The organism is Streptomyces sp. 1-11 (assembly GCF_007176755.1).
In the GTDB taxonomy this organism is placed as follows: domain Bacteria; phylum Actinomycetota; class Actinomycetes; order Streptomycetales; family Streptomycetaceae; genus Streptomyces.
Map to the genome: position 1 here is coordinate 76842 of NZ_BJTV01000009.1, position 16655 is coordinate 93496.

Annotated in this window: 17 protein-coding genes; 9 read left to right on the top strand and 8 right to left on the bottom strand. The window is 74.2% G+C overall.

Features of this window, described 5'->3' with window-relative positions; all coding sequences use genetic code 11:
* Window positions 1-2: 2 nt before the first annotated feature.
* The 3 genes from TNCT1_RS20360 to mgrA form a co-directional block, all read right to left on the bottom strand.
* A complete protein-coding gene (locus tag TNCT1_RS20360; protein ID WP_143634170.1) occupies window positions 3-488 on the bottom strand; it encodes a cation:proton antiporter regulatory subunit in 486 nt (161 codons plus the stop codon).
* A 113-nt stretch (window positions 489-601) separates the two neighbouring features.
* Complete coding sequence (locus tag TNCT1_RS20365; RefSeq protein ID WP_143634172.1) at window positions 602-784, bottom strand: hypothetical protein; 183 nt, start codon at window positions 782-784, stop codon at window positions 602-604.
* 100 nt (window positions 785-884) lie between these two features.
* Window positions 885-1928, bottom strand: coding sequence for an L-glyceraldehyde 3-phosphate reductase (gene mgrA / locus TNCT1_RS20370; RefSeq protein WP_143634174.1), 1044 nt, complete (start codon window positions 1926-1928; stop codon window positions 885-887).
* Window positions 1929-2205: 277 nt separating this feature from the next.
* On the opposite strand from mgrA, the gene TNCT1_RS20375 reads away from it, so the two are divergent.
* From TNCT1_RS20375 to pgm, 3 genes are all read left to right on the top strand, one after another.
* A complete protein-coding gene (locus TNCT1_RS20375) occupies window positions 2206-3750 on the top strand; it encodes an MFS transporter (RefSeq protein ID WP_235902764.1) in 1545 nt (514 codons plus the stop codon).
* A 207-nt stretch (window positions 3751-3957) separates the two neighbouring features.
* Window positions 3958-4800, top strand: a complete 843-nt coding sequence (locus TNCT1_RS20380) for a chitosanase (RefSeq protein WP_143634176.1) — start codon at window positions 3958-3960, stop codon at window positions 4798-4800.
* A 430-nt stretch (window positions 4801-5230) separates the two neighbouring features.
* Window positions 5231-6871, top strand: a complete 1641-nt coding sequence (gene pgm, locus TNCT1_RS20385; protein ID WP_143634178.1) for a phosphoglucomutase (alpha-D-glucose-1,6-bisphosphate-dependent) — start codon at window positions 5231-5233, stop codon at window positions 6869-6871.
* Window positions 6872-6931: 60 nt separating this feature from the next.
* On the opposite strand, the gene TNCT1_RS20390 is transcribed toward pgm, so the two are convergent.
* The gene (locus tag TNCT1_RS20390; RefSeq protein ID WP_143634180.1) at window positions 6932-7849 is read right to left on the bottom strand and encodes an SGNH/GDSL hydrolase family protein; all 918 of its coding nucleotides are present in this window, start codon (window positions 7847-7849) and stop codon (window positions 6932-6934) included.
* A gap of 330 nt (window positions 7850-8179) precedes the next feature.
* On the opposite strand from TNCT1_RS20390, the gene TNCT1_RS20395 reads away from it, so the two are divergent.
* Both TNCT1_RS20395 and TNCT1_RS20400 read left to right on the top strand, forming a co-directional pair.
* The gene (locus tag TNCT1_RS20395; RefSeq protein ID WP_143634182.1) at window positions 8180-8464 is read left to right on the top strand and encodes a hypothetical protein; all 285 of its coding nucleotides are present in this window, start codon (window positions 8180-8182) and stop codon (window positions 8462-8464) included.
* A gap of 86 nt (window positions 8465-8550) precedes the next feature.
* Window positions 8551-9402 carry a lysozyme gene (locus TNCT1_RS20400; RefSeq protein WP_143634184.1) on the top strand — a complete coding sequence of 284 codons (852 nt, stop codon included), beginning with the start codon at window positions 8551-8553 and terminating at the stop codon, window positions 9400-9402.
* Window positions 9403-9448: 46 nt separating this feature from the next.
* Here the strand turns inward: TNCT1_RS20400 and TNCT1_RS20405 are convergent, their stop codons facing one another.
* Both TNCT1_RS20405 and TNCT1_RS20410 read right to left on the bottom strand, forming a co-directional pair.
* Window positions 9449-10573 carry an aromatic acid exporter family protein gene (locus TNCT1_RS20405; RefSeq protein WP_174266371.1) on the bottom strand — a complete coding sequence of 375 codons (1125 nt, stop codon included), beginning with the start codon at window positions 10571-10573 and terminating at the stop codon, window positions 9449-9451.
* A gap of 75 nt (window positions 10574-10648) precedes the next feature.
* Entirely contained in the window at window positions 10649-11803 is a 1155-nt protein-coding gene (locus tag TNCT1_RS20410) for an AI-2E family transporter (RefSeq protein ID WP_174266372.1), read from the bottom strand.
* A gap of 223 nt (window positions 11804-12026) precedes the next feature.
* On the opposite strand from TNCT1_RS20410, the gene TNCT1_RS35595 reads away from it, so the two are divergent.
* A complete protein-coding gene (locus TNCT1_RS35595) occupies window positions 12027-12188 on the top strand; it encodes a hypothetical protein (protein WP_160160416.1) in 162 nt (53 codons plus the stop codon).
* A gap of 153 nt (window positions 12189-12341) precedes the next feature.
* Here the strand turns inward: TNCT1_RS35595 and TNCT1_RS20415 are convergent, their stop codons facing one another.
* A complete protein-coding gene (locus tag TNCT1_RS20415; RefSeq protein WP_143634192.1) occupies window positions 12342-12767 on the bottom strand; it encodes a DUF2267 domain-containing protein in 426 nt (141 codons plus the stop codon).
* Between the two features lie 56 nt (window positions 12768-12823).
* A complete protein-coding gene (locus TNCT1_RS20420) occupies window positions 12824-13315 on the bottom strand; it encodes a DUF1360 domain-containing protein (RefSeq protein WP_143634195.1) in 492 nt (163 codons plus the stop codon).
* Window positions 13316-13515: 200 nt separating this feature from the next.
* On the opposite strand from TNCT1_RS20420, the gene TNCT1_RS20425 reads away from it, so the two are divergent.
* The 3 genes from TNCT1_RS20425 to TNCT1_RS20435 all read left to right on the top strand — a co-directional run bounded on the left by TNCT1_RS20425 (window position 13516) and on the right by TNCT1_RS20435 (window position 16636).
* Entirely contained in the window at window positions 13516-14043 is a 528-nt protein-coding gene (locus tag TNCT1_RS20425) for a hypothetical protein (protein ID WP_143634197.1), read from the top strand.
* 287 nt (window positions 14044-14330) lie between these two features.
* Window positions 14331-16049, top strand: a complete 1719-nt coding sequence (locus TNCT1_RS20430; protein WP_143634199.1) for an enoyl-CoA hydratase-related protein — start codon at window positions 14331-14333, stop codon at window positions 16047-16049.
* On the top strand, window positions 16046-16636 hold the full coding sequence (locus tag TNCT1_RS20435; protein WP_143634202.1) for a hydrogenase maturation protease: 591 nt from the start codon (window positions 16046-16048) through the stop codon (window positions 16634-16636). The genes TNCT1_RS20430 and TNCT1_RS20435 overlap by 4 nt, the downstream gene beginning before the upstream one ends.
* The last annotated feature ends 19 nt before the right edge of the window (window positions 16637-16655 follow it).

Genomic DNA, 16655 nt, shown 5'->3' on the forward strand with positions numbered 1-16655 from the left:
CATCACTCCCGGCCGAGGATCGCGGCGGCCGCGTCGACGCCCTCGCGGGTGCCGATCACGATGAGCGTGTCCCCGCCGGCCAGCCGGAAGCCGGGCCCGGGGGAGGGGATCGCCTCGGCGCGCCGCAGCACGGCCACGATGGAGACCCCGGTCTCCGTGCGCATCCGGGTGTCGCCGAGCAGCCGGCCGTTCCAGTGCGAGACCCCGGACAGCTCGATCCGTTCGGCCACCAGGCCCAGCTCCGTGGTGGAGAGCAGGGTCGGGCTGTGGTGCGTCGGCTGGAGGGCCTCGGCCAGCGCCTGCGCCTCGCCGCCGGTGAGCCGCGCGGACAGGGCGCAGGCGTCGGGATCGTCACCCTGGTACGCGCTGAGCGTTCTCGCGCCGTCTCGGTGGGCCACCACCGAGAGTCGCTGCCGCTCCCGTGTCGTCAGGTCGTACCGCACACCGATTCCCGGCAACGGCGTGCTGCTGGTGCGCGCTGCGCCCATGACCGCCCCCCTGCTCGATTTGAAGGTTTTTTGGGGAAACCATTACCGAGATCTTAACCCCTTGCATGGCAAGGCCATGCAGTGGTTCCGGTCCGGGCAGGGCGGGGCGGTGCTCAGGGGGCGGAGCCGGGACCGCTCTCGCCGTCGAGCGGGTCGGGCTGGCAGGTCCGGCAGAGCTCGTGCTCGCCGTCGCGGGTGACGACGGTTCCCCAGCCGAGGCAGTGCTCGCAGTCACGGGCCAGGCCGAGGTCGGGGTGGGGCGGCGGGAAGGGGCTGCGGTGTGCTCCGTAGGCCATACGGGGAGCGGCTCCTCGAGTCGCGGTCACGGTCCGGATGGCTTCCATTATGTCTGATTTTTTACTTATGTCCACGCCTGATGTCACTCGGTGCCAGACATCAGCCGAGGGTTCCCTGGCGCGCCTCCCGCCACAGGTCCACGCCGCCGTCGGTGGCGTACTTGTCGATCTCGGCCAGTTCCTCGGCGCTGAACTCGAGGTTCTCCAGCGCGGCGACGTTCTGTTCGAGCTGCTCGGTGCGGGAGGCGCCGATGACCAGCGAGGTGACCCGCTCGTCACGCAGTGCCCAGGCGAGCGCGAGCTGCGCGAGGCTCTGCCCGCGCCGCGCGGCGATGTCGTTCAGGGCGCGCAGCCGGCCGCGCATGTCCTCGGTCAGCCAGGCCGGGTCGAACGACTTGCCCGCCGCGGCCCGCGAGTCCTCCGGTACGCCCTCCAGGTAGCGGCCGGTCAGCAGCCCCTGGGCGAGGGCGGTGAAGCCGATGACCCCGAAGCCCTCCTCCTCGGCCGCGTCCAGCAGGCCGTCGGTCTCGATCCAGCGGTTGAGCATGCTGTACGACGGCTGGTGGATCAGCAGTGGCGTGCCCAGCTCGCGCAGGATCGCGGCGGCCTGCCGGCTGCGCTCGGTGTCGTAGGAGGAGATGCCGACGTACAGGGCCTTGCCCTGGCGGACGGCGGTGTCCAGCGCGCCCATCGTCTCCTCCAGCGGCGTGGTCGCGTCCAGCCGGTGGGAGTAGAAGATGTCCACGTAGTCCACGCCCATGCGCCTGAGCGACTGGTCCAGCGAGGCCAGCACGTACTTGCGGGAGCCGCCGCCCTGCCCGTAGGGGCCCGGCCACATGTCCCAGCCCGCCTTGGTGGAGATCACCAGCTCGTCCCGGTACGGTGCGAGGTCCCGCCGCAGCAGCCGGCCGAAGTTGATCTCCGCGGAGCCGTACGGCGGGCCGTAGTTGTTCGCCAGGTCGTGGTGGGTGATACCGAGGTCGAAGGCGCGCAGCGCGATCTCGCGCTGGGTCTCGAAGGGGCGGTCGTCGCCGAAGTTGTGCCAGTAGCCCAGGGACAGGAGCGGGAGGTCAAGTCCCGAGCGGCCGGTACGCCGGTAGCGCATGGTGCCGTCGTAGCGAGCGGGGTCCGCGACGTGGTTCATCGGGTCGTCTCCGGGTGGTGCCGTAGGGGGTGCCCGTCGTGTGCGAGAGGGCACGTCCACCCTGCGCCTCCATGATTCGTAAGTCCAACCGCCGCCCGTCATGGCATTGAGCGGTCCTGTTTCTGAATCGGCCGCCGCGCGGCGCCCCGGCGCCCGGCGGGACGCGCGGCCGCCTTGCAGTGTGGCGGGTGCGAAGCGGGGCAGACGGATGGGGCACGTGGTGACAAGGGCCCGGGCGCCCGGGGACGGGCCGGCGGGCAGTGGAAGGGAGGCGCCCATGAGCGGGGTCACGCCTGAAGGCGGACACCGGGCCGGCGCAGAGCCGAGGACTCCGCGGGCCGTCGCGGAACTGCCGCGCCAGGTCCGCGAGGAACTCGCCCGCAGGCTCCGCCGCAACCGGCGCGCCTTCCGCAAGGACGACGTCCAGATCGTCGAACCGCCGCTGCTCAGGCGGGCCGTGGGCGCCTCCGCACTGGGCAACTGCATGGAATGGTTCGACTTCGGCGTCTACAGCTACCTCGCGGCCACCATAGGCAAGGTCTTCTTCCCCGGCGCCTCCCCGGCGGCCCAGGTGATCTCGTCCTTCGCGACCTTCGCCGCCGCCTTCGTCGTGCGGCCCCTCGGCGGCCTGGTCTTCGGGCCGCTCGGTGACCGGATCGGCCGCCAGAAGGTGCTCGCCACCACCATGATCATGATGGCGGTGGGAACCTTCGCCATCGGAATCATCCCCGGTTACGCCACCATCGGCATCGCCGCTCCGGTGCTGCTCCTGCTGGCCCGTATGGTGCAGGGCTTCTCCACCGGCGGCGAGTACGGCGGCGCCACCACGTTCGTCGCCGAGTACTCACCGGACCGCAGGCGCGGATTTCTCTCGAGCTGGCTCGACTTCGGCACCTTCGTCGGTTACGCCCTCGGCTCGGCCCTGGTGACCGCGCTGAACCTGATGCTGACCGACGCCCAGATGCTCTCCTGGGGCTGGCGGGTCCCCTTCCTGATCGCCGGGCCGCTGGGCGTGATCGGCCTCTACATGCGGCTCAAGCTGGAGGAGTCCCCGGCCTTCCAGCAGCAACTGGACGAGCACGAGAAGAGCCTGGCGCAGGAGTCTGCGGGCGGCGAGTTCAAGGAGATCGTGAGGAAGCACTGGCCCGCCCTGCTCATCTGCATGGGCCTGGTGCTGCTCTACAACGTCACCAACTACATGGTCACCGGCTACCTGCCGACCTACCAGACCGAGACGCTCCACCGCTCCAGCGGCTCCGCCGACGTCCTGGTGCTCATCGGCATGGTGTGGATCGTCCTGCTGATCACCTTCCTCGGCCGGCTCAGCGACCGCGTCGGACGCCGCCCCCTCTACGGAGTCGCCGCGGCCGCGATGATCGTGCTGGCCGTTCCCGCGTTCCTGCTGATCAAGGCCGCGGGGACCTGGCAGCCGATCCTCGGCGTACTGCTGCTGTCCACCCTGCTGGCCTGCTTCGCCGCCCCCAGCGCGGCCACGCTGCCCGCGCTGTTCCCGACCGCCGTCCGGTACGCGGCCATGGGCATCGGCTTCAACTTCGCCGTCGCGGCGTTCGGCGGCACCACCCCGCTGGTCACCGCCGCGCTGGTCGGCGCCACCGGCGACGACCTGATGCCGGCGTACTACCTGATGCTGGCCGGCGCCATCGGCCTGCTCACGGTGAAGTTCCTGCCGGAGAGCGCCCAGGTGCCGCTCAACGGCTCGCAGCCGATGGTCGGTTCGCAGGAGGAGCAGCGGGAGCTGATCACCACCTCGAAGGAACTCTACGACTTCGCGCGGGAGCGGGCCGGCACGCCGCACGCGTGATCCCCGCGGCGGGCGGGGGCCCGGCGCAGCGCGGCCGCACCCAGGGGTGACGAGAGCCCGGCGCGACAGGCCGGGGGAACGCACTGTTCGATCCTACGAACTTCGCGCGGGACGGGTTACGGGCTGTCGCCGGAAGCGATAGGAAACTTTCCTATCAGTTCGGCACGGAACCAACTCCCAGCCCCCCCACCTCCCCTTGGAGTCCCTGTGGCGTACACAGACCGCCGGCCGGCCGCCCACACCGCCCTCTCCCGCCGTACCGCCGTCGCCCTGCTGGGCGCCGCCGCCACCGGCACCCTGCTCGCCGGGCTCCCGCGCACCGCGCGGGCCGCGGCCGCCGCCCCCGGCCTCGACGACCCGGCGAAGAAGGAGATCGCCATGCGGCTGGTCTCCAGCGCGGAGAACTCCTCGCTCGACTGGAAGGCCCAGTACAAGTACATCGAGGACATCGGCGACGGGCGCGGCTACACCGCCGGCATCATCGGCTTCTGCTCCGGCACCGGCGACATGCTCGACCTCGTCCAGCTCTACACCGACCGCACCCCCGGCAACGTCCTGGCCCGGTACCTGCCCGCCCTGCGCCGGGTCGACGGCACCGACTCGCACGACGGCCTGGACCCCGACTATCCCCGGGACTGGCGCCGGGCCGCCCAGGACCCGGCCTTCCAGCAGGCGCAGAACGACGAACGCGACCGGGTCTACTTCAACCCCGCCGTCGCCCAGGGCAAGGCGGACGGGCTGCGCGCGCTCGGCCAGTTCGCCTACTACGACGCCATCGTCATGCACGGCGACGGCGACGACCCCACCAGCTTCCGCAACATCCGGCGCCGTGCCCTGCGCAGTGCCAAGCCGCCGGCGCAGGGCGGCGGCGAGACGGCGTACCTGAACGCCTTCCTGGACGCGCGGGTGTGGGCCATGAAGCAGGAGGAGGCCCACAGCGACACCAGCAGGGTCGACACCGCGCAGCGGGTCTTCCTGCGCAAGGGCAACCTCGACCTGAACACGCCGCTGGACTGGAAGGTGTACGGCGACAGTTACCACATCGGCTGACGCCCGGGCCCGGGACGCCGGCGCGGACGCGGCGGGCTCGCGGCGCCCGGGACCGGGAGCACCGGACCCGGCGCGCGGCCTGCCGCGCCGTGACCCGTGACCCGCCGGCCCCCGGCGACCCCTGGGGGCCCTGGGGGTGCACCGGCCCACGGCCCCCCCCGGCCCGTCCGGCGCGCCGCTGGCCCCCGGCCGGCACCGGCAGGACGAGGCGTCCGGCCGGGGCCCGCGAGGGCGGGTCCGGAAGCGGACGGTTACCGGCCTGCCGCGGGGGCACACGGGAGCCGGCGACAAGTGATCGCCGGGGAAGCGGATCACCGGGGAGCCCGCGGCCCGCGCGCCCCGACCGGTGCGGGCGCACTCGCACGCCGGGGCCCCGACGGGGAAGGATGACCCCGAGCGATCGATCACACCGATGCGGAGGAGCGGACTCATGCCGCACGAGCGAGCGGGACGGCCGGCCGGTCCCGAGGACCTCATCGACGTGGCCCGGCTGGTCACGGCGTACTACGCGCTGCGCCCCGACCCGGCCGACCCCGGCCAGCGGGTGGCGTTCGGCACGTCGGGGCACCGCGGTTCGTCCCTGGCGGCCGCCTTCAACGACGACCACATCGCGGCCACCAGCCAGGCCATATGCGAGTACCGCGCCGCCCAGGGCACCGACGGGCCGCTGTTCCTCGGCGCCGACACGCACGCCCTGTCCGAGCCCGCCCGGGTCACCGCGCTGGAGGTGTTCGCGGCCAACGACGTGACCGTGCTCATCGACAGCGCCGACGGCTACACCCCGACCCCGGCCGTCTCGCACGCCATCCTCACCCACAACCGGGGCCGCGACACCAAACTCGCCGACGGCGTCGTCGTCACCCCTTCGCACAACCCGCCCGCCGACGGCGGCTTCAAGTACAACCCGCCCAGCGGCGGCCCCGCGGCCTCCGACGCGACGTCCTGGATCCAGGACCGCGCCAACCAGATCATCACGGGCGGCATGAAGGAGGTACGGCGGCTGCCGTACGCCCGCGCGCTCGCCGCCGGGACCACCCAGCGGTACGACTTCCTCGGCGCCTACGTCGGCGACCTGCCGAGCGTCCTCGACCTCGACGCGATCCGCGCGGCCGGGGTGCGCATCGGCGCCGACCCGCTCGGCGGGGCGTCCGTCGCCTACTGGGGCCGGATCGCGGAGCAGCACCGCCTCGACCTCACCGTGGTCAACCCGCACACCGACCCCACCTGGCGGTTCATGACGCTGGACTGGGACGGCAAGATCCGCATGGACTGCTCGTCGCCCTACGCGATGGCCTCGCTGATCGAGCAGAGCGACCGGTTCCGCATCGCCACCGGCAACGACGCCGACGCCGACCGGCACGGGATCGTCACCCCGGACGGGGGCCTGATGAACCCCAACCACTACCTCGCCGTCGCCATCTCCTACCTGTTCCGGCACCGCGAGCGGTGGCCCGCCGGCACCGGCATCGGCAAGACCCTGGTCTCCTCGACGATGATCGACCGCGTCGCCGCCGACCTGGACCGGCGGCTGGTCGAAGTACCGGTCGGCTTCAAGTGGTTCGTGGACGGGCTGGCCGGCGGCACCATCGGCTTCGGCGGCGAGGAGTCGGCCGGGGCGTCGTTCCTGCGCCGGGACGGCTCGGTGTGGACCACCGACAAGGACGGCATCCTGCTGGCGCTCCTCGCCTCCGAGATCACGGCGGTCACCGACCGGACGCCGTCGGAGCACTACGCCGGCCTGACCGCCCGCTTCGGCGCGCCCGCCTACGCCCGCATCGACGCCGCGGCGACCCGCGAGGAGAAGGCCCTGCTCGCCAAGCTGTCCCCGGCCCAGGTCACCGCGGACACCCTGGCGGGCGAGGCGGTCACCGGCGTCCTCACCGAGGCGCCCGGCAACGGCGCCGCCATCGGCGGGATCAAGGTCACCACCGACAACGCCTGGTTCGCGGCCCGCCCTTCGGGCACCGAGGACGTCTACAAGGTCTACGCCGAGTCGTTCCTCGGCCACGAGCACCTCGCGCGGGTGCAGGAGGAGGCCAAGGGCGTGGTCCGGGCCGCGCTCGGCGGCTGACCGGACCGGCCGCACGACGGCTCCGGCGCGCCCGCGCCGGAGCCGCGTTGCGCGCGGTGCTCAGCCGCGCCCGCGCCCGTGCTCCAGCCGGCCGAGCACGGCCCGCGCCATGGCGTCCTCGCCGCGCGCGTTGGGATGCGCGGGGGCCGCGGGCGAGGCCGGCTGCAGCGGCTCGATCCAGCGGTCGGCGGGCGCCCGGCACATGTCGTGGCCCACCGTGGGCCCGTAGGTGTCGACGTACTCGACCCGGTTCCACGCGGCGACCGTGCGCAGCATCAGGTTCAGCCGCTTCTGCGTGTCCCGCAGGTAGGGGAAGTCCTTCGCCGCGAACGGCACCGAGGGGAAGCAGCCCACGCCGTCGTCGGGGAGCAGGTCCGGGTAGCCGACGAGGAGGACCCGCGCGTGCGGTGCGCGCCGGTGCACGGCCCGCAGGACATGGTCGACCTTCGGCGCGGTGCGCAGGACGTTCAGCGCGAGCTGGTCGAACCCGGCGGCCTTGTAGAAGCGTTCGCAGGGGTTGCCGGCCGGCTCCTGGGCGCCCAGGCGGGCGCAGGTGCCGATGATCGAGCCGAAACCGACGTCGTTGCCGCCGATCTGGACCGTCACCAGGTCGGTGTTCCGGTCCAGCGCGTCGAGCTGGGCCGCGTTGCTCCCCTGCGGCTGCCACATCTCGTTCGTCGTCGCACCGGCGCAGCTCACGTCCTTGAACGTGCTCACCCCACGCCACGAGGCCAGCAGCGAGGGGTAGTTCCGGTCGGAACGGGCGCAGGCGGCGTCCACCTGCCGCGGGATGAGCGGACCCGAGGTGTAGGAGTCCCCGAGGGAGACGTAGGTGACGTCGTGGCCGGGACCGGAGGGGTGGGCGGCGGCGGGCACCGTGGCGGCGGCGACGAGGGCACAGCCCCCGAGCGCCGTCCCCAGTACGGCGGTCCGCCGCCGGCCTCTCGCTCCGTCGGCCGCGCGGGTGTCGTTCGCCATGGTTCCTCCCCCAGAGGCAGGGCGCACGGCCCGCCCCGAGCGGCGGTCCGCGTTTCAACTGGCTCTGTATACCGCCCAGTAGGCAGCCCGGGCCAGAAGCGGGGAAGAACATTCGCGGCCGCCGGGGCGGAGGCGGTCACGAACGAGCGCGCCGCCCCCGGAGACGTACCGTCAGACCCCGGACGCCGGCTCCGCGAGGGCGGCGCCGGCGGGCCTGGCGGCCGGGTCGGCGAGGGCGGCCCCTTCCGTCACGGCGGCTGGGGCCGGCAGCGATGCGGGAGCCGACCACCCCGCCCGGGTCCGGCACGCTCCCGCCGGTCCGCGAAGCGCATGGCGCAGAGCGTCACCGACACACCCGACCGGGTGGTGACCCGCGCCTACACCGGCGAGCCGTTCCCGCGCGGTGAACTCACCCCGCGCCCCGCCGACGACGCACACGGCACCCGCCTTCCCGCACCGCACGGGACCACCCTCCACGTCCACCGCGTCCTCGCCCCCGTGCCCGGGAACCCGCCGCTGCCCCGCGCCGGCGCGGCCGGCCACGTCGCCGGCGGCTGGCCGGGACCGGACGGCGTCCGCCTCCACGCCGTCCTCATGACCCTGGACGCCGGCTGAGCACCGCACCCGCTCGGCCCAACGTCCGGCCGGAGTGACGCCGCACGGCGGTATCCGGCGTGCGGCGCGGTCCGACACCGGGTCAGATGGATCACGTGCGAAGCCTCATAACCCTTGACCGACGCCGCTCACGCTGGTCCGTCACCGGCGCTCTGACCGGCCTCCTGCTGTCCCTGACGACACCCGCGGCCGTGCCCTCGCCGGCCGGCGGGTCCACGCCCGAGCGCGGCAGCGCTTACATGGGCATCGGAGTACTCACCCACGACGGCACCGGACCCATGGACGAGTCCACGCCCACGGTGCCCCGGGCGACCCAGACCGAGGGCGTCGACGTCGCCAGCTACCAGGGCAACGTCGCCTGGCCGACTCTGTGGAACAGCGGGGTCCGCTGGGCCTACACGAAGGCCTCGGAGGGCACGTACTACACCAACCCCTACTTCAGCCAGCAGTACACCGGGTCCCGTGACGCCGGCATGATCCGCGGCGCCTACCACTTCGCGACCCCCGACACCACCAACGGCGCCACCCAGGCCGACTACTTCGTCGACCACGGCGGCGGCTGGTCCAAGGACGGCAAGACCCTGCCCGGCGTGCTCGACATCGAGTGGAACCCGTACGGCGACGACTGCTACGGGAAGTCGAAGAGCGGGATGGTCACCTGGATCCGCGACTTCCTCGACCGCTACAAGACCCGCACCGGCCGCCACGCCGTCATCTACACGGCGACGAGCTGGTGGACCCAGTGCACCGGCAACCACGCCGGCTTCGGCGCGACCAACCCGCTCTGGATCGCCCGCTACGCCTCGTCGGCGGGGACGCTGCCCGCGGGCTGGTCGGCGTACAAGATGTGGCAGTACACCTCGACCGGACCGACCGTCGGCGACCACGACCGGTTCGACGGGGCGGTGGACAAGGTCGTCGCGTTCGCGAAAGGCTGACGCGCCGTCGGCGGCGGGCGGCACCCCGTCCGCCGCCGAGGCCGCGTCAGGACGGGACGGCCAGCCGGTCGGCCAGCCGGTGGGCCTGGGTGAGCAGCGCCCCGTAGGTGGCGATGTCGTCGGGATCGTCCGTCGTCGAACGGGCCAGGTCCCGGCGCAGTTCCTCGAGCGTGGCGCGCAGTTCCACCACGGCCTCCCGCAGTCCGTCCTCGCTCGACTGGCCGAACCGGCTGCGGCTGTAGAGCCGCAGGGCATGGGCGGTCTGGTACAGGAACGTCGCGTAGCGGCGGGCGAGTTCCGGATGCGGCCGGGGCGCGGGACGCTCCTGCGCCGCGGCCTCCAGCACCGTGCGGGTCACGCCCGCGGTGTGCACGGCCGCGTAGTCCAGCACCAGCACGGCGTCGTCGTACCCCTTGCCGGGCAGCGCCCCGGCCCCGTTCCGGCGGCGCGGGTTGGCCCGCAGGCTCTCCCGGCCGAGGTCCACCGCGGCATGGGCCTGCTGCACCCGGGAGTGCAGGCGCAGCGCCCGCTCGTGCCGGTCGCCGGCCTCCTCGGCGTCCCAGCGGCCCTCGGCCAGCCCGTCGGCCACGTCGCGCAGGATGTCGTGGGCCTCGTCGGTCGCCTCCCGCAGCACCGTACGGGTGTCGCGCAGGTACAGCGGCGGCCGGATCAGCGCGTTGACGGCGATGCCGACCAGCGCGCCGAAGAGGGCCTCGCCGAGCCGGGCCGCCGAGGTGGCGACCGACACGGATCCGCCGGTCAGGACGAACAGGGCGCCGGTGGCGGCGTAGATGCCCTGGCTGCCCAGGCGCCGCCAGTACCCCAGCAGCATCGCGGCGGGCAGCACGAGCGCCATGGCGGCCATCGTGTCGTCCAGCAGCAGCCCGACCGCGGTGGCGACGACCGTGCCCGCCGCGATCGCCCCGAGCTGCTGCAGCCCGCGCGCGATGGACCGGTACACGGTCGACTCCACCAGGACCACCGCCACCCAGGGCGCGACGAACGCCACCGGAGCCTTCAGCCACCAGCCCGCCACCGCCCAGGCCACCCAGGCGGCCAGGGCGGCCTTCAGCGCCTGCACGACCAGATCCCGCTCCCGGCCGGGGGCCGCGGCGGCCCGGCGCACCGCCGCCACCGCCTCCGACACGTCCCGCCTCACCGCTTGCCACATCACTCGCATTCCACGCACGACGCGTCGAGTGCCACCCGTCGCGGGTGGTCATGCCACGCAGTGCCGGCCCGGTGGTCAGGGCGGATCCGTGCGCAGCGCCCGCAGCACCGCCCAGATCACCGAGACGAACGGGACGGCCACGACCGCTCCGATCACCCCGCCCACGATGCTGCCCGCGATGACGGACACGGCGACGGCCAGCGGATGCAGCTGGACCGCCCAGCTCAACACCAGCGGGTGCAGCACATGCCCCTCGAACTGGCCGATGACGACGATGAGCGCCAGCACGGCCAGGGCGGTCAGCGGCCCCCGCCCGGCCAGGGCCACCACGGTGGCCACCGCGAGCGCCACCGGCGAGCCGACCAGGGGCACGAACGCGGCGAAGAACTCCAGCAGCGCCAGGGGCAGCGCCAGCGGCACCCGCAGCACGAGCAGGGCGATGCCGACGAGCACCGCGTTGGTGGCCGCGACGATGATGATCCCCCGGGTGTACCCGGCGAACGTCCGCCAGGCCGTGCTCCCGGCCTTGTCCCAGGCCCGCCGGGCTCCGCTCGGCACCAGCTGGTCGCGCGCCCAGGCCCACAGGCGCTCCCCGGAGTGGATGAAGAACACCGAGGCGAAGAGCGCGAGCGCGCCGCCCGTGACCAGTTCCACCACCTTGCCGAGCTGCGTCACCGCGCTGCTGAGCAGCCTGGAACGGTGTGAGTCGAGGTAGTTCGTCACCTGGTTCTCCAGCGCGGAGAGCCGCCCCGGGCTGAGGCGGAGCGGCGGGCGCCGCAGCCACAGCTCGATACGGTGCACCCCGCCGCGGAACTCGCCCGCCAGCGTGGCCGACTCGCTGGCCACCGCGTTGCCCACCAGCGCGAACAGCGTCAGCAGCGCCAGCAGGCTGCCGACCAGCGCGGCGGCGACACTCAGCGGCCTGGGCAGGACGCGGCCGAGCAGATCGGCGAGCGGGCGCAGCACGGAGGTGACGACGAGGGCGAGGAACAGGGCCACCGCGATGAGCTGGAACAGGCCGAGCACGGTGAAGACGCCGTACACCACGGCGCCGACCAGGATGAGCCGCCAGGCGTAGGCCGCCGTGATCCGCAGCCACGGCACGATCCGCACGGCCACCGCGGCGTCGGGCCCGGGCCGGGCGCCCGCCGGGAGCCGCCCGGTGTGCGGCGGACGGCTGCCCAGCGCCGTCCGGCGCCGCCGGCCCGCTCGTCGTCCCGGCCCGCCCACCCGGCCTCCCGTGCGCTCTCCGTCTCCATTGTGTGACTTTCGGTCACCGTCGAGAACGTTACGGGCAGGCGGGCGCCGGTGCGGCACAACGCGCCCGTGCCCGGCCGGCGCCGTCCGTGCCACCGGCGCGCCGGGGCGTCACAGGACCTTCACGCTTCTGGGGCGTTGGGGCGGCGAGTACGGGGGGACTCGCCTCCCGTACTCGCAGGGAGGAGCCCCTCCGGTGATCACCGTCGCACTTCTGCTGCTGCCCGCGCTCGGCGTGCTGCTCTTCGGCCTCGACCAGGTCGAGGACCGCTGGGTGACCCGGCCGACCGGCGCGCGGCACGCCCGGCGGCGGCCCTTCTTCCGGCGTCCCCGCCTCCGGGTGTCACACCGGCGGTGACGGACGGCCGGGGCCCGTCACGGTGACGGACGGCCGGGGCTCGTCGTGGAAACGGCCGCCCTTGGTGTGACGAGGCCGCGTGCGCGACGGGTCCTGACCGTCCGCCCGCCTCGCTTTTTTGCCCGCTTCGCCTGCCTCGTTCCTTCACCCGCCTCATTCCTCGTGGTCTCCCGTGGCACGTTCCACGGGCAGCAGTTCCCGGATGTCCGAGGGGAGCACCCCCGCCATCCGCTCGGTGAGCTCCGGGGCGAGCGCCGCGTCGAGCACCTCCAGGACGGCGGCGGCCTCCCTCAGGGCCGTGTCCTCGTCCGTGCCGGCGCGGTCGGCGATCCGTCCGGCGAACACCGCGAGACCGAACCGCTCACCCGCGTGGCCCGAGCCGGCGCCGGCCGCGTCGGCCGCCCGGCGCATGGCGGCCGCCAGGTCCGGCGGGAGCTGGGCGGCCACATGGCGGGCCAGTCCGGACGGCAGCCGCTCCGACAGGGTGCTCACCACCGCCCGCGTCGCCCGCTCCGCCGTGCCGCTGTCCGGCAGCCGGGCCAGCGTCCGCACCTTCCCGATCATCTCGTCGTGACGCATGAGGCCGCTCCCTTCCTCGCGGGCGACGGCGCGGCCGCCCGGCCCGGCGGCCGGCTTCAGCCCTCGGCCGTCCGCTGGGTCCACGTCCACGCGTACTGCAGTCCGTCCGCCACCGTCAGCGCGCCGAAACCCCCGCCGATCAGCCGGGTCAGCCGGGGCGAGGCGGTGTAGGAACACATCAGCGCCGTCGCCACCCAGGCCGAGGTGCAGAACGGGCACGCCAGCAGATCGCCCACCGCCCTGCGCATGCCGGTGCCCCGCGGTTCGTCCATGACCTCGCCGGCCTCGCCCTCGTCGGCGCGGCGGGTGAACGGGGCGCGCAGGAAACTGGTGATCTTGTCCTTGGTCAGCAGCCGGGACACCTTGTAGGTCGCCGTGCCCAGCAGGGCGACGTCCCACGGCGGCAGCTCCGGCGGCAGCGTCACGCCCCGGCGCCGGGCCACCGCCGCGTAGACGCCCAGTCCCACGGCGAACGTGCCGGCGAGAGCGGCGTAACCCGCGAGGGGCACTTCGCCCTGGTCGTCGTACCGTGCGTCGTCCGTCGTCATGCGGGCCTCCCGGTGTGCGCGCCGCCCGGCGGCGGGCCCGCCCCGAGTTCCCTGGGCGTCCGGGGCCACACGCCCGCCATCGCGCCACGACGTGGCCGGAGCCACATATGACGAAGGTCCCAGCCGCCCCACCGGCGCCGGGCCCGCGGCTACCGTGGCGTGGAGCCCCTGTTCCCATACGCATCTCGGACGGCCCGGCAGTGCCCACAGACCTCTCCCACCTCATCGCCGCGACGGCCCGCTGGCTGACCGGCGCCTACCCGGCGTCCGGCGGCGCGCTGGCCACCGCCCGCTGTGAGGCGCAGGCCCGGCAGGCTGTGACCGTCGCCGCGTGGCTGCGGTATCCGACCGAGATCGACGCGGCCCTGGTCACCATGGCCGGGCCCGGCGGCGCGGTGCGCCTGGACTGGGCCACCGGCGCGGACGGGGCCGGGGACCCGGCGGCCGCGGAATGGGCCTGGCGCACCTGGGTCGACGAGGTCGTGGCGAGCTGGGCCGCGGGCCTGCTCGCCGATCCCGCGCTGGCCGGCCGGGCGGTCGGCGCGCTCGCCGGCTCGGAGCACTCCTCCGGCCGGCCGGAGGAGTTCCGGCGGCTCCTCGCCCCCGACGAGGGCGACCGCGGTGCCGCGGCGCTGCTGCGCCACCCCGACCTGCTCGCCCCCGTGACCGCGCTCCACCACGCCGAACTGCTCGACCGCCTCACCACCGGCCCGGCCCTCGCCGCCTGACACCGCCTGCGGCCCGACGGCCCGGCTGCGCTGCGGGGGTCTGATGCCGTCTGCCACCCGACGGCCCGGCTGCTCCCCGGGGGTTGATGCCGTCTGCCCCGCGAGGGTCTGATGCCGTCTGCCACTCGGGGGCGCCGCGTGCCGAGGGCGGTCTGTGATCGCCGAGCGGAGCAGAACGTTCGAAATCTTGCGATGCGAGCCGGTTGGCGCAAGGTATCCGACCGAGCCTGACGAAACGCCGCACCGGTTCTTCACGGCACCCCGGGAAAGGACGAACATGCCGCGTCATGGACATTCTGCTCGTCGCAAGCGCGTTCAACAGCCTCTCCCAACGGGTGTACGCCGAGCTGTCGGACCTGGGCCACCGGGTGGACGTCGTGCTCGCCGCGCACGGCACCGAGCCGGTCCGGGCCGCCGTCCGCGAACTGCGCCCCGACCTGATCCTCGCGCCGATGCTGAAGTCGGCCCTGCCCGAGGACGTCTGGCGGGAGCACACCTGCCTGATCGTGCACCCGGGACCGCCCGGCGACCGCGGCCCGTCCGCACTGGACTGGGCGATCGCCGAACAGGCCCCGCGCTGGGGCGTCACCGTGCTCCAGGCCGAGGCGGCCATGGACGCGGGCGACATCTGGGCGGCGGAACCCTTCCCCGTGCCCCCCGTCGGCAAGAGCGACCTCTACCGCAACGAGGCCTCCGACGCCGCCATGGCCGCCGTGCTGCTCGCCGTGCGCCGTTACGCCGACGCCTCCTACAAGCCCCGCCCGCAGACCGGCGACCCGGACATCGCCCCGCAGATCGTGTGGCGCGACGCCTTCCGGCAGGACCGGCGCCGGATCGACTGGGAGAACGACGGCACCGAGACCGTACTGCGCAAGCTGCGCGGCGCCGACTCCCAGCCCGGCGTCCTGGACGAACTCCTCGGCCGGGAGGTGTTCCTGCACGGCGGGCACCCCGAGGACCTGCTCCGCGGCCGCCCCGGCGAGCTGCTCGCCACCCGCTCGGGCGCCGTCTGCCGCGCCACCCGCGACGGCGCCGTGTGGATCCCGGAACTGCGCCCGCGCAGGAACTCCGGCGACCCCGCGCCCTTCCGGCGCCCGGCCGCCTCCGTGCTCGCCGCCTTCCCGGACGCGCCCTGTCTGCCCGAGGACCCCGTCCCCCTCGAACTGCCCCGGGAGCGGCGCACCTGGCGCGACATCCGCTACCGCAGGCACGGCGACACGGGCTACCTGACCTTCGCCTTCCCCGGCGGCGCGATGAGCACCGAGCAGTGCCGCAGACTGCTCACCGCCTACCGGTACGCGCTGGACCGCGCCACCCCCGTGCTGGTGCTCGGCTCGGACCGGGACTTCTTCTCCAACGGCATCCACCTGAACGTCATCGAGGCGGCCGCCGACCCGGCCGAGGAGTCCTGGACCAACCTCAACGCCATGGACGACCTGGTGGAGGCGGTGCTGCGCACCACCGACCGGCTGGTGGTGGCCGCGCTCCCCGGCAACGCGGCCGCCGGCGGCGCCATGCTCGCCCTCGCCGCCGACGAGGTGTGGTGCCGCACCGGTACCGTCCTCAACCCGCACTACCGGCGCATGGGCCTGTACGGCTCCGAGTTCTGGACCTACAGCCTGCCGCGCCGGGTGGGGGACGGCCTCGCCCACCGGCTGACCACCGAGGCGCTGCCGCTCGGCGCCGCCGCGGCGGGCCGCGTCGGACTGGTGGACCGGCTGGTGCCGGCCACGCCGGGGGAGTTCCGCGGCGTGGTCGAACGGCTGGCCGCGGACCTCGCCGCCGCCCCGGACCTCGCCCGGCGGATCGCCGCCAAGGACGCGGCCCGCCGCCTGGACGAGGCACGGCGGCCGCTCGCGGAGCACCGGCGCGAGGAACTCGCCCGGATGCGCGCGATCTTCTTCGATCCCGAGGCCCCGTACCACGCGCTGCGCTCCGCTTTCGTCCGCAAGAAGCCGGCCGGATCCGTCCGGCCGCTGGCGCCGGTCCCCGGGGACCTCGGGTGAGCGCCCCGGCCGGCCGGCTCCTCGTGGCGGGCGTCGGCAACATCTTCCTCGGCGACGACGCGTTCGGCCCCGAGGTGATCAGCGCCCTCGCCCGGCGCCCGCTGCCGCCCGGGGCGACGGTGCGGGACTTCGGCATCCGCGGCATGGACCTCGCCTACGCGCTGCTCGGCGGGTGCGCCACCGCCGTCCTCGTCGACGCGTCGCCGCGCGGCCACCGGCCCGGCACCCTCACCCTGGTCGAGGCCGAGCCGCCCGACGGGACGGTCGCCCCCGAGGCGCACGGCCTCGACCCGGAGAAGGTGCTCGCCCTCGCCACCCACCTGGGCGAGGAGCCGCTGCCCCGCGTCCTCGTGCTCGCCTGCGAGCCCGCCGTCCTGCCGGCCGGCGACGAGGACATCCTGCCGGGACTCAGCGCCCCGGTGCGGGAGGCGGTCGGCCGGGCCGTCGACGCCCTGCACACGCTCGTCCCCGTCCTGCTGGCCGACCCCGCCGCACCCGCGCCGCCGTTGGGCCGCCCGATGGAATCCGGGCCCCCGCACACGGCTGCGCTGCCCCGCCTCGCGGCCCGGGCGGCCGAAGATCGGTGAGACCCCGGGCCGCGCGGGA